Below are 11848 nucleotides of genomic sequence, written 5' to 3'. Positions count from 1 at the left end.
CCGCCGGTCCCGGTGTCCAGGGCCAGGGCCGTCAGCGGGATCCAGCCGAAGACCACCCAGTTCTCGTAGTCCTCACAGCCCTGCGGTGCCTCGTGGCCGGACAGGTCGATCCTGTCCCTGACGAGAGGGAACTCGCCGTTTTCCCGGGGAGTTTGTGGCCGGAAGACTCCCGTCGGGATCCCGACGGCGCCGAGGAGCCTGCGGGCGTCCGATCCTTCCGGGACGGTGCGCAGCGCCGCGGGGGCGCCACGAAGACGGCGTCCGCCCCCAGCACGGAAACCATGTCGTCGTGCAACACGTCGAACAGCATCGGAAGAACAGACCAGGTCGCCCCGGCCTCACCAGATGCCGTGCTCCAGCTCCTCAAGTGACAGGTTCCATTGCGACTCTTCGTCGGCGAAGGGAGTGGGATCGAAGGATCCGACGACCGGCCTGAAACGTTCGGCGAGTTCTTCCGGATCAATGCCGTTGTCGTGATCGACTTCAAGCTTGCGGAACTCGATGAGGGCGAACAGCAACGACTCGACGCCGCGGAGCCTGTCGGCGCAGGGCCCGGTGCGGCGGCCCCGGTGAGAAGATGCCGCACTCCGCGGCTTCAGTCCGGTGGTCGTGCCCGACTGGTTCCGGGACTCGTCACTCGGGAGACCGACAAGACGGCCGCTCTGCCGGCCGTTCGTGAGGCCGCCGCCGGAATGGCCGCCCGGGGCGGATGCCGTCTTCTCGGGAACGCAGCCGGCTTCGTCTCGTGGCTGTGACGATTGAGGCGGGTATCCATCAGTGCCCTGGGGGTGAGCCTGGGTCTGAGTCTGGCCGGGCGGTGCCGTTCGGGGTTTTCTCGGGTTTGATGTAGAGGATCTCGCGGGCCTGCTCCGCGGCGCGGGTGATGCTTTCGGAGACGAAGTCGAGGAAGCGGGCGACGTTCTCGAGGCGGGTGGCGGCCGGGGTGCCGGGGCCGAGGATGCCGACGCCCTGCCGTGCGACCTCGACGAACTGGGCGTTGTCCCGGGCGCTGCGGATCATCGACTGGTACCAGAGGTCGTTGTCGACGACGTAGCGGTCGCGGCGGCGCTCGTCGCGTTCCCGGCGGACGAGGTCCAGGTTCTCCAGGAACGTGATCGCTTTGGAGATGGACGCCGGGCTGACCTGGAGGCGCTGGGCGAGTTCGGACGCGGTGAGGCTGCCTGCGTCGGTGGTGTAGAGACAGGCGAGCACTCGGGCCGCCATTTTGGGCAGGCCCGAGGCCATGAGGACGGTGGTGAGCGTTTCCCCGTACTCGCGCACGGCCTCGGCATCACGTCCGTGTGGCTGGGGGACTGGCTCCGGCCCCCGGGAGGAGGCGGTCCTGCGCCGGCGAGCGCGGCGTTCGGCGGCGCGGTGGGCCAGGTCGGCGCGGTAGGCGGTGGGGCCGCCGTTGCGCATCACCTCACGCGTGATCGTCGAGGTCGGGCGGCCTAGGCGGCGGGCGATCTCGGCGTAGGGGAGGCTGTCGGCCAGCCCCAGCGCGATCTGCTGGCGTTCCTGCTGGGTGAGCCTGCCTCCCGGCACTGCGATCTCCTCGATCTCCTCGTGGTCCTTCGTGCTGGTCCTTGATCGTCCACTGTAGTGTTCACTTCTCACTCATTGCAATGAGTGGAGTGGTATTCGTTGCATTAATCGATGGTTCGTCGCAACAGTTTTCCGGCTGTTATCTGCATGAATGATGTTTCTATGCAACAAGTGTGTTGCTGAGTATTGGAAAGCAACGTAGCGTTTCCGGAGTCGGAAACAACGAGCGAGTACAGGAGAACGCGATGCAGAAGTTCGACACCCCCGCCCCGGTCTCCGCGGTCCTGGACATCCCCGCCGGACGCATCCAGCTCATCGCCGCCGACCGCGCCGACACCACCGTCGAGGTCCTGCCCGCCCATCCCGCCAAGAGCCGCGACGTCCGGGCCGCCGAGCAGACCACCGTCGCCTACGCCGACGGCGTTCTGCGCATCCGCACCCCCGAGTCCGGGAAGCAGCTCTTCGGTCCCTCCGGATCCCTGGAGGTCACCGTCCGGTTGCCCGCCGACTCCCGCATCGAGGCCAGGGCCGCCGGCTCCGAGCTCCGCGGCGTCGGCCGCCTCGGCGACGTCGCTTTCGAAGGGGCGTACCGCCACGTCAAGATCGACGAGGCCGCGGGCGTCCGTCTCACGGCGATCGACGGCGACGTCGAGATCGGCCGGCTCAACGGCTCCGCGGAGATCAGCACCACAAGGGGTGACATCCGCATCACCGAGGCCGTGCGCGGCACGGTCGTGCTCCGCACCCAGTCCGGCGACATCTCGGTCGGCGCCGCCGCCGGCGTTTCGGCCGCCCTGGACGCCGACACCGGCTACGGCCGCATCAGCAACGCCCTGAAGAACGACGGCACCGCCGACCTCGACATCCGCGCCACCACCTCCCACGGCGACATCACCGCCCGCAGCCTCTGAAGGAACGGAACCAGGCCTGTCCGGCCGGGGCCGCCGCGATCGAGGCCCTGCCGGTCGTCGCCGACGGCACGGCCGCGTCTGTCGTCCCCAGGGCCTGCCGTCCGCGTGCAGGGCCTGGAAAGTCGTACGAGACACCCGACACGATCAGGGGAACACATGACGAAGAACAGCACGTCCTCGACCGGCTCGCGGTGGACCGGCATGGTGCCGGTCGACGACACGGCCCTGGCCGTCACCGACACCGGTGGTCCCGGCATCCCGGTGGTCTACCTCAACGGCCAGTTCGCCACTCAGGGGTACTGGCGGCGGGTCATCGCCGAACTGGGGGCGGGGTGGCGGCACATCACCTACGACGAGCGGGCCCGCGGCAGATCGAAGCGTTCGGCGGACTATTCCTTCGAGGCCGCCGTGCGGGACGTCGACGCCGTTCTCGCGGCCAGGGGTGTGGACCGGGCGCTGCTGGTGGGCTGGTCCTACGGAGCGTGCGTCGCGGCGCACTGGGCCGGCCGGAATCCGGAGCGTGCCCTGGGCGCGGTCCTGGTCGACGGCGCGTTTCCGTACGACTGGCTCGACGAGGCCATGGAGCAGCGGATCCGGAAACTGTTCCGGCGGTTGAGCTGGTTCATGCCGCTGCTGCGCCCGACGGGCCTGGCTCCGCGGATGACCGCCGAACAGCAGGCGGACAGCAACATCGAACTCGGCAGGATCTCCCGCGAGCGCGAACTGGGCCCCGTGCTGGACGGCATCACCGTCCCGGTGCGGTACGTGGTTGCTTCGGGGACGTCCTTCGGAAGCCGCGGTGACGAGCAGGAACGGATACGCACCAGTCTCGATGCGGTGACCGCCCGCAACCCCCACATCAAAATCAGCGCGAAGGTCGCCGCCAACCACGGTGCGCTCCTGAGAAAGGACTTCCGCGCCATCGCCGAGACCGTGCGCGAGGTCGCCGCCCTCAGCCGCGGCGAGGCACCGTAGACACGGTAGACACGGCAGACACGGCAGACACGGCCGGCGGCCGTTGACCGCTCCCGGGCCGCCCGCTGTCAGTGCTGCTTGCCACCATGGCGATCATGAGTCACATCATCTCGTACTCCACCGCGGACAAGGCCGACGTCCTCGCCTTCCTGGGCAGCAACGGCGCCCTCTCCGCCGACCAACTGCGCCGTCTGGACCGCATGCGCAAGGACGCCCGGGACCACCAGGACACCCTCGACGACCAAGGCATCGACTGGGGTCTGTCCATCCCCGACGCCCTCGATCACCTCATCGCCGGACGCGCCGACTCCGACGCCGAATGCGCGGGCAACGCCTACCACGCCGCGCTGCAGCACATCATCGACCACAACGCGAGCGACCCGAGCGACCTGGGCGTCTACTCCAAGCCGTCGACGTTCTTCGGCCTGGTGGGCGAGGAGCTGAGCCGTCTGGGAGTTCCGGCCGATCTGCTGCCGAACGGCTATCTCTACGGAGGACTGCCCCTGGAATTCCCGTTCCTGCCCTGCTCGATCGACGGCTACCCGGCCATCGGCCACCTGCCGCTGGCCAAGGCCAAGCCGGCCGCGGACGCCTATCGCGCCGTCCTGGACCGGGTTGACCCCGACTTCCGCTACGACCTCCAAGAACTCATCGAGAAGCTGGACTTCGAGCACACCGAGTGGGAGCACGCCACACGAGAGTTCGACTGGTACACCCAGGACACGATCTTCTTCTCGCTCACCTGACCGGTCGGACGGCTGCGTCGGGACGGCACCGGCGCAGACGGCGGCCGGGTCGTTCAGATCGGCCGCGGTTAGGTCTGGGTGCGCGCCGTCGTCGTCTGCCGTCGCAGGGCCGGCGGCCCGCGCCGCAGCCCATGCGGCGTATCGCTTCGGGTCGGGTCACCGAGCCTTGCCGAGATCCATCATCGCGGGGCGGGCGCCCATGAGGCGCTGCGCCGGTTCACCGCCGCCGTGAAGTGAAGTACGGCGCCATGCGCAGCGGCACCTCGTGTTCTCCAGGGGCTCGTGCGGAGTCGGGCAGCCGCACCCTGTAGCCGCCGGGCACGGTGAACCGGCGGACCGGCGCATGCCTTCCACCCCGAAATGGGCGACGGACGGGTCAGGAGTTCGCTCGGACATCGGGTTCCCTCTCGCAGCGGAAACGGTTTCCCGGACCGTAGGACGCGTCTGGCCCCGGCGCTGTGGGTCCTGTACACGTCCCGGGTACAGGACCCACAGTGGACGCGGGAGGGCACGCTGGGGACGCGGGCCGAGCTGCCGTGACGCCACCTGGTTGTCCGGCGGCCCGCTGCTCAGGGCGGGAGAGGAAGCGACGTCTGTTCCGCGGCCGGCCCCAGGTACGTGTACTCGGTGGCCCGGGCGATGCCCACAGCGTCCAGCCGCTGCGTGAAGCGGACCCGGAAGTGCACGTTGTCCCCCAGGCCGGGGCGCATCCGCAGCAGCTCCTCCGGTTTTTCGAAGCGCACGTCGTAGGCCGGTGCGTTCTTGGCCGTGCCCGTCTTGACCTTCACCCAGCCACTCTCACGCAGCTCGGTGATGCGGCCCGAGATGGTGATCTCCTGGTCGCGGTCCCGTGTCTCGCGGAGCCGTTCCACGTACCGCCGGCCCCGTTCGGTGAGCTGGGCCCGACGCATGCCACCGTCCGCGTCGTACCAGGTCACACCCAGGTCGAGTCGGTACTTGCTCAGCGCGCGGGCCAGCGCGTCGACAGCATCGAAAAGCCGCGTCCACTCGCGGACATCGTGCTCCGCCTCCAGCGCGGTCAGGAGCTCGGTGAGCGTACGCATACCCGTACCGGCGGCCGTCGCGGTGGGGGCATCCAGAGTGTTCGGCTCTGCGGGTACGGCAGCGGCGACGGGCCGCGCGTGCACCACAGTGCTGCCCGCTGACACGCCCGTCAGTTCCAACTGAACCGGCGTACCCGCAGCGACGGAGAGCGCATTCTCCACCGGACCGAGCAGGGCATCTCCCCACTGGAAGCGGAGAGCACCTCCTTCGGTCTCCGGGCCGGTCAGGCGGAGCAGCAGTTCCTCGTCGAGTCGGGCCGTCGGCTCGTACTCCCGCATCGCCGCCAGGCGGCTCGCCCGGTGCTCGGCCTCGATCTCCTCGTCGTCGCGTTCCTCGGTTCCCATCTCGTCGAGGAGACGCTCGGCGGCCTCGGCCGCGGCGGGATCACCTGCCAGGAGCGCGCGCCTGCGCTCGCGCCAGCTCTCGCCGGTCACAGTCGCACCTCCAGATAGCCGCGTGCCGGAGCGGCACTTTTCTCCGACGGGGAACGGTCGGTCTGATCAGGCAGTCGGCAGCGCTGCCACCAGTCGTCCCAGACACCCCGCTGCATGAAGTATGTCCGTTCCTCAAGGGTCATGTGCTCTGGCCGGAAGACGTGGCTGACCGGTTGGTATCCGACTCTGACCGGCGACACGCCGAACTTGCGTTTCATGCTGTCCCGGCTCTGGAAGGCGGTGGTCAGCCACTTCGAGCCGGGTCTGCCACGCACCGCGCGCTCGGCGCGTGTGTCGATCAGGAGTGTCGTGTCGATGTTTCCCGGATCCGGCTTCGTGCTGACGAAACTGCCACCGATCCACACGCGGTGAACGAGGGCGAGGTCGCCCAGAGCGTCCGCGTATCGGTCTTCGAGTACGAGAAAGCGTTCGAGGTAGGCGAGGAATCCGTCCCACAGCGGTCTGCGCGTGGTCGAACCCTGGAACTCCGGAGCGCTGACCAGCAGGGACTCCGCCTCGTTGAGGGAGACCGAGTACCGGCCCAGAGGAAGGAACCCGTTCGCGGCGAAGGAAGGCAGCACGAGAAGTCCTGTCGAGATCGGAAGATCGTCCTGAACGCGGGCCTGAGGGCAGGTGTGGGCGACAGAACGGAATTCCCGGCCCACATGGCCTGATGCGGCTGGGGTCACACGTCAGGCAACCTCCGGGAGGTTGGTTCGGCAGTCGCGGCAGCGGCCGGGGTGAGGGGAGCGGAAGGCGCGGTCGCAGCCGTCGCAGGTCTGGAGCGGGTGGGGGCGTAGCGCGGGCCCGGGTGGGAGCGGTGGCAGACACTCGGTGAGGCGGTGGGCGAGCAGGGCCGCCGGGTGGCGGAGGGGGTCGCGGGGGAGGTTCGCGGTCAGGGCGTGGCGTACGGCGTCGGGGTGGGCGCCGCGTTCGAGCCAGGCGGCGACGGCGGGGGCGAGGCGGCGGACGGCGCGTTCGGGGAGGAGGAGGCGGGGGTCGTGGTGGTGGAGGGTGGTGAGGAGGGCGGTGGCCGCGCGGTGGCGGTCGAGGTCGGGGGTGCGGGGCTCGGGGAGCGGGGGTTCGGGGGTGGCTGCGGGCTCCGGCTCTGCCGGAGGCGAGGACGAGGGCGAGGACGAGGACGAGGGCGGGGGCGGGGGTGCGGGTGTCGGCTCCGGTTCGGGGCTGGTGGTCGGGGGCGGGGCGGGTGGTGTCTTCGAGGCCGGCGTCTTGGGGGTGCTGCGGTCGGACGCGGGCTCGGTTTCGGTGGGGGTGGTGTGGCCGGACCGGCGGTGCGCGGGCTGGTTGTAGGACACCGTGTGGGTGACGATGCGGCCGTTGGGGAGGCGTTCGCGGATGCGGGCGAGGTAGCCGTGGGCCTCCAGTTCGCGCAGGGCGGCGGCGACGCTGGTCTCGCCCTCGGGGAAGCGGGCGGCGAGGGTCTTGATGTCGACGCGGGCGCCGGAGGGCAGCGACTGGATGTGCAGTCCGAGGCCGATCGCGGTGAGGCTCAACTCGCGGTGCTGGGCGAGGTGGTTGCCGACGACCGTGTAGTGGCTGGTGTGCGGGGTGTTGATGTGGGTGACGCCGCGCGGATTGAGGGACTGCGGCCGCGTGGGCGCGCTAAGGTGCTGGGTATCCATCGGGAAGGGCCTACGCTTCCTTGGTGGTCAGGCCCTCGATCAGGATCGCTACTCCTGGCCGGGGGCCGTCGCATGTCTGCGATGGTGTGGTCGCGGCGAGCATATGCCGGGGAACCGGGCCGGAATCCAGCCGAGTTGGGATCACCACTCTTCCGGGTGACGGGGTGCCGGGGGGCCTGGGGCGGTTCGGTGGGGTGGGGTTGGGCGGGTTATTCACCCAAGGGTCTTTGAAAGCTTTGATCGCGCGCCGGGCCGCGTAGTGGGGCACCGGGACGTGGAGGGCCGCGATGCGGTGAGGCGGATCGCCGCTCCTCGCCGCTTCTCGCCACTTCGGCCCAGGCGGTCTTGCGCGGGGGCGGGCCCGGGCCACTCCCCAGCGGTCGGGCAGGGCTTCCGCGAGGAGGAGACCGCGACCGGGACGCATTTTTCCGGATACGCCACCCGGCGCGACGGCGCGTGCTTACTGTGAAAAGTGACTCAGCGTATGCGTGCGATAACTGTCCGCGAGTTGTCCGGTCGTGTCCGGGCTGTCGGTAGGGGACGTACGGGTAGGGCGCTGCTGCACCACAGCGGTACGACGGAGGGGCACGGGATGACGGCGGTCGACGGCGACGCGGTACGGCTCATCGGCGAGGCGGAGGAGCCGGGTTGGGAGGTGGACCCGGACGACGAGTGGGGAGTCGCGGTCCTCACGACCGTGGGGCGGCAACTCAGGCTGCGGCGCGAGGCCGCGGGGATGCGGGCCGGCGACTTCGGGAAGGCCGTCGGGTACGGCGAGGACCTCGTCTACAAGATCGAGGGCGGCAAGCGGATTCCCCGGCGCGAGTACCTGATCAAGGCCGACGAGGTGCTGAACGCGGGCGGGCTCATCGCGGCGGCCTGGGAGGACGTGAAGAAGGTCCGGTACCCGAAGAAGGTGCGGGAGCTGGCGAAGCTGGAGGCCCAGGCGGTCGAGATCGGCGTGTACGAGTGCAACATCATCGCCGGTCTGCTGCAGACCCCGGAGCACGCGCGCGCCATGATCAAGGCGGCGCAGCCGCCGTACTCGCCGGACGACGTGGAGCGCATGGTGGCCGCTCGTCTGGCCCGGCAGTCGGTCTTCGAGCGGGATCCGGCGCCATCCCTCCATTTCGTCCTGGAAGAGGCGCCGCTGCGTCGGCAGGTCGGGGGCACAATGGTGTGGCGGAAGCAGCTCGAACGTTTGTTGGAGGCGGGGCAGTTGCACAACGTCACGCTTCAAGTGATGCCGACCGACACCGAGGCCCATCCGGGGCTGGACGGCAGGATCGAGTTGCTGAAGTTCCCGGACGGTACGGCGGTGGGCCGCTCCGACGGCGCGTTCGGCGGCCGGCCGACGCATGATCCCAAACAGCTGCGCATTCTCGAGCTGCGGTATGGCACCATCCGGGCTCAGGCACTCCCGCCCCGGGAGTCGTTGGCCTTCATCGAGCAACTGCTGGGGGAAACATGATCCGCAAGACCACTGGCGGGGACACCTCCGAACTGGCGTGGTTCAAGAGCAGCTACAGCGGCGGCACCGACGGCGAGTCCTGCGTCGAGGTCGCGACCACCCCCGGCACCGTCCACGTCCGTGACTCCAAGCACACCGACGGCCCCCGGCTCGCTCTCACGGCGGCCGCGTGGGCGGACTTCGTGGCGTACGCCTCGCAGCGCTGACCCCTCAACTGCTCGTACCGCGCGCCCGATTGTCACCGGAAGACTTGCGACCCGGGCTGCTCGCCGGCGTCCCAACGGGCCGGCCAAGTCCACGGGTCGGAGTTCGGCAGACCGAAGGGAGCCGTCTCGTCCTGGGCGGTCGGCGCGTCCAGCCCGACCCCGCCGTGGTACGCGTCGTCGAGCCACGTCCTGGCCTTGGCGACCGCGGAGGTCAGGCCGTCCAGCAGGACGACCCGGCCCTGATCGGACACCTTGCTATCCCTTCGTGGGCGGCCAGTCGCCCGAGGCGCACATCTCCATGTACCGGGCCATCGGCAGGTGCGTCGGGGGGAAGTGCGCGGCCGTGCCGTCGTGCGGGACGACGACCACGGAGGAGAACGGGGCCGCCGCGGGATCTCCCGTCTCGAGGTGTTCCTTGAAGTCGAAACGCACGCTCCATCCGTAGGGGAACTCGATCGCCGTGTCCGGAAGCATGACGACGGAGTCCGCCCGCTCCGGGTACGCCCTGCTTTTCAGATACTCGGCAGCGGCTGCCACTGCTTCTTCTTTGGTCACCACTTATGAGACTCCATTTCGGTGTTCATGGCCGCGACTTCCGCGCCCTCCTCGGCCGCCGTGCGCAGACCGCCGGCGGCCAGACCGGCGCCGTCGGTGCCGATCAATTGCGGGATGAGGCGGCCGCTGAGCCCTTCGCGCGTCACGGAGCCGGGTGTGCCGCCCCATCGCCCCGCGGTGCGGGAATCGTCCCGTCGCTGACGAGTTCCGTCACCGCGTCACCGTGGTTGCGGACCAGGTAGTCCATGGCGTGCTCGGTGGAGGACTGGTACTCCAAGTGCTCCCGGTAGAAGCGGAGCCGGGCCTCGCAGTCCTGGAAGAGCTCGCCCCAGGTACGCACCCAGATCCGGTACGTCGGTTGGTTGAGGGCGCAGCCGGGCGGGTTGTGCGGCTGGTGCGCCAGTTCCCGGAGCGTGTCGGACATGTCGTTGCCGACGAGCCAGAAGTCCCAGGTCGTGTGGGTGTCCCGGAACCGGTCGTCCTTCCGTACCGCCTGTGCGTAGCTGCTGAGCTGCTCGAACTCGGCCGATCCCAGGACGAGTCCGGGGCGCTTGAGCTCGACCACGAGGTGGTGCCGCTCGTCGAGCCGGTGCCGGGACGCGCGGGACAGCATGAGGTCGACGATCCCGCGCCGTCCGTCGGGGCGCAGGACCGGGGCCTCGGCCGGCGCTTCCCGGCCGAGGAGATGGCAGTGCTGGCGCAGCACCTCGTTGAGGCTGCGGTCGCTCACGTGCAGGCTGTACTCCTCGCCGAAGATCCAGCACTCGTTCTCCAGGATCCGGTGCAGCTCGGAGCGCTCCCTCACCCGGTCCTTGGCCTCCGGGGCGAAGACGAGGTGTTCGAGGGCCGCAAGGAAGTCGAGCCGGTTCGTGGCCGCCGTCGACGCCTTGACGAGAGCGGACAGGGGGGTTCGGTCGAGGAGCCGGTTGAGCTGCTCCCTCTCCTGCTTGGTCAGGCTGAACAGCTCCTCCGCGATGCGCAGGACGTCCGAGGGTTCGTGCGCGAGCACGGAGCGGAGCAGCGCGAAGACGGTCCTGCGAGTGCCCGTGAACTTGGGCAGGTGGCGGAAGACGGTCGTGGCCACGGCGTCGAAGGTCTCGCGTTCGGCCCGCTCACGGGCATCGGCGGGGCGGCCCGTATAGGGGTAGATGCCCTCCTTCTGCCACTCGGCGACCTGCTCGCGCCGTCGTTCGTCCACGCGGGCGCGGAAGTGCTTGCGGAGCTGGTCGCGGGCCGCGGAGAGCACCTCGGCCAGGGGCCCGTCCGGCGCCCAGTCGGTGAAGGCGAGGTCCTCGGAGTCGACGTCGTCGAAGCCGGCCCAGCTCAGGTGTGCCGTGAACTCGAAACCGGGGGCCTGGATGCCCGGCTTGAGCTGCGCCCGGGACATGCCCTCGCCGTCGCACAGGAAGAGGGCGCGGGTGACCGGCCTGCGCCATTCGATGACCTTCAGCCGGGCCGGCTCGCCGCTCCAGCCGGACGGGGACGGCAGGACGTAGTCGCGTACGTGCTGCTGCTCCGCCGCCGGGTCGAGGTCCCGGCCGTCGTACTCGATGCGCACGTCCGGGTATCTTTCCAGGTAGGTGGCGAAGGCGGCGGTCAGCGACGACCTGGCACCGCATTCGCCCAGTCCGTCCAGGTCCTCGCCGCCGAACGCCTCGAAGAGCGTGCCGGTGGGGGCGTCGGTGGGCTCCGGGTCGCCGATGTCGAACTCGTCCATGGAGTGCCGGTCGGCCTCGATCAGCAGTTGCCGCCGGCCGTCCGTCCCCTCGCTGACGCTGGTCCAGCGCACCTGGGTGCCCAGGGCGAAGGCGCGCACCCGCCCGCGCCCGTTCTTGCCGTGCAGAGCGCGTTTCTTCGCCGGGGTTCCCGGCGCGTGCTTCTTCCAGGAGGCGCCGATGGGCCGGAAGTACTCCTCGCCGTGCTCGGCGGACATCCCGCAGCCGTCGTCCTGGATCCGGACCCGGTCCACGCCGCCGAGGTCGTTGCGTTCCAGTACGACGACCACGTGCTCGGCGTCCGCGTCGAGGGCGTTCCAGATCAGCTCCTCGACGGCGCCGACCGGATCGCGCAGCCGCGCCGGCTCGGCGACGTGCTCCCGGCTGGTCTCCAGCCGCACCTTGACCATGACGTCTCCCTGCCATGTGCCTGCAAGCCGTGTACCTGCAAGCGGAGGCCAGGATGGGTCCCGGCGCCCCGCAGGGCGCACGGAACCGCCGGGGAATCACCCGCGAGGATGATCGACTGCCGGGAGAAGACGCGGGGAAGGGGCAGGACCTGCCGGGAGGCGGCGCGGGGAA

Annotated in this window: 15 protein-coding genes; 5 read left to right on the top strand and 10 right to left on the bottom strand. The window is 69.8% G+C overall.

All coding sequences use genetic code 11. The annotated features are described in order from the left end of the window. The 3 genes from IE225_RS34020 to IE225_RS15635 all read right to left on the bottom strand — a co-directional run. A partial coding sequence (locus tag IE225_RS34020; RefSeq protein ID WP_190058119.1) for an SUKH-4 family immunity protein occupies positions 1-326 on the bottom strand: 326 nt, incomplete at its 3' end. 12 nt (positions 327-338) lie between these two features. Further along, positions 339-518, bottom strand: a complete 180-nt coding sequence (locus IE225_RS15640; RefSeq protein ID WP_229879591.1) for an SUKH-4 family immunity protein — start codon at positions 516-518, stop codon at positions 339-341. Between the two features lie 256 nt (positions 519-774). After that, a complete protein-coding gene (locus IE225_RS15635; protein ID WP_190058105.1) occupies positions 775-1545 on the bottom strand; it encodes a GbsR/MarR family transcriptional regulator in 771 nt (256 codons plus the stop codon). Between the two features lie 245 nt (positions 1546-1790). Between IE225_RS15635 and IE225_RS15630 the strand changes: the two genes are divergently transcribed. The 3 genes from IE225_RS15630 to IE225_RS15620 all read left to right on the top strand — a co-directional run bounded on the left by IE225_RS15630 (position 1791) and on the right by IE225_RS15620 (position 4177). After that, complete coding sequence (locus IE225_RS15630; protein WP_190058104.1) at positions 1791-2456, top strand: DUF4097 family beta strand repeat-containing protein; 666 nt, start codon at positions 1791-1793, stop codon at positions 2454-2456. 156 nt (positions 2457-2612) lie between these two features. Next, positions 2613-3431, top strand: a complete 819-nt coding sequence (locus tag IE225_RS15625) for an alpha/beta fold hydrolase (protein ID WP_190058103.1) — start codon at positions 2613-2615, stop codon at positions 3429-3431. Positions 3432-3526: 95 nt separating this feature from the next. Further along, the gene (locus tag IE225_RS15620; RefSeq protein WP_190058102.1) at positions 3527-4177 is read left to right on the top strand and encodes a DUF7691 family protein; all 651 of its coding nucleotides are present in this window, start codon (positions 3527-3529) and stop codon (positions 4175-4177) included. 569 nt (positions 4178-4746) lie between these two features. On the opposite strand, the gene IE225_RS15615 is transcribed toward IE225_RS15620, so the two are convergent. Genes IE225_RS15615 through IE225_RS15605 form a run of 3 tightly spaced genes read right to left on the bottom strand, consistent with a single transcriptional unit; the run spans position 4747 to position 7319 of the window. Beyond that, positions 4747-5676, bottom strand: coding sequence for a hypothetical protein (locus tag IE225_RS15615; protein ID WP_190058101.1), 930 nt, complete (start codon positions 5674-5676; stop codon positions 4747-4749). After that, positions 5673-6365, bottom strand: a complete 693-nt coding sequence (locus tag IE225_RS15610) for a DUF6932 family protein (protein ID WP_229879589.1) — start codon at positions 6363-6365, stop codon at positions 5673-5675. The genes IE225_RS15615 and IE225_RS15610 overlap by 4 nt, the downstream gene beginning before the upstream one ends. Positions 6366-6368: 3 nt before the next feature. Further along, positions 6369-7319: a helix-turn-helix domain-containing protein gene (locus IE225_RS15605; RefSeq protein ID WP_190058100.1), complete on the bottom strand. Its 951-nt coding sequence runs from the start codon at positions 7317-7319 to the stop codon at positions 6369-6371. Positions 7320-7911: 592 nt separating this feature from the next. Between IE225_RS15605 and IE225_RS15600 the strand changes: the two genes are divergently transcribed. Both IE225_RS15600 and IE225_RS15595 read left to right on the top strand, forming a co-directional pair. Beyond that, on the top strand, positions 7912-8790 hold the full coding sequence (locus IE225_RS15600) for a helix-turn-helix domain-containing protein (protein WP_190058099.1): 879 nt from the start codon (positions 7912-7914) through the stop codon (positions 8788-8790). Beyond that, complete coding sequence (locus tag IE225_RS15595) at positions 8787-8996, top strand: DUF397 domain-containing protein (RefSeq protein WP_190058098.1); 210 nt, start codon at positions 8787-8789, stop codon at positions 8994-8996. The genes IE225_RS15600 and IE225_RS15595 overlap by 4 nt, the downstream gene beginning before the upstream one ends. Before the next feature lie 32 nt (positions 8997-9028). Here the strand turns inward: IE225_RS15595 and IE225_RS15590 are convergent, their stop codons facing one another. From IE225_RS15590 to IE225_RS15575, 4 genes are read right to left on the bottom strand one after another with little or no spacing between them, the layout of a single operon-like run. After that, entirely contained in the window at positions 9029-9247 is a 219-nt protein-coding gene (locus tag IE225_RS15590) for a hypothetical protein (protein ID WP_190058097.1), read from the bottom strand. 4 nt (positions 9248-9251) lie between these two features. Further along, positions 9252-9533, bottom strand: coding sequence for a YrhB domain-containing protein (locus IE225_RS15585; RefSeq protein WP_229879585.1), 282 nt, complete (start codon positions 9531-9533; stop codon positions 9252-9254). 14 nt (positions 9534-9547) lie between these two features. Then, a complete protein-coding gene (locus tag IE225_RS15580) occupies positions 9548-9697 on the bottom strand; it encodes a hypothetical protein (protein ID WP_190058095.1) in 150 nt (49 codons plus the stop codon). Continuing rightward, the gene (locus IE225_RS15575; protein WP_190058094.1) at positions 9694-11676 is read right to left on the bottom strand and encodes an ATP-binding protein; all 1983 of its coding nucleotides are present in this window, start codon (positions 11674-11676) and stop codon (positions 9694-9696) included. The genes IE225_RS15580 and IE225_RS15575 overlap by 4 nt, the downstream gene beginning before the upstream one ends. Positions 11677-11848: the final 172 nt, after the last annotated feature.

Origin of the sequence: Streptomyces echinoruber (genome assembly GCF_014651135.1) — a bacterium.
Lineage (GTDB): Bacteria > Actinomycetota > Actinomycetes > Streptomycetales > Streptomycetaceae > Streptomyces > Streptomyces echinoruber.
The sequence above is the reverse complement of the archived record's forward strand: the minus strand, read 5'-3'. Positions and strand labels throughout refer to the sequence as shown.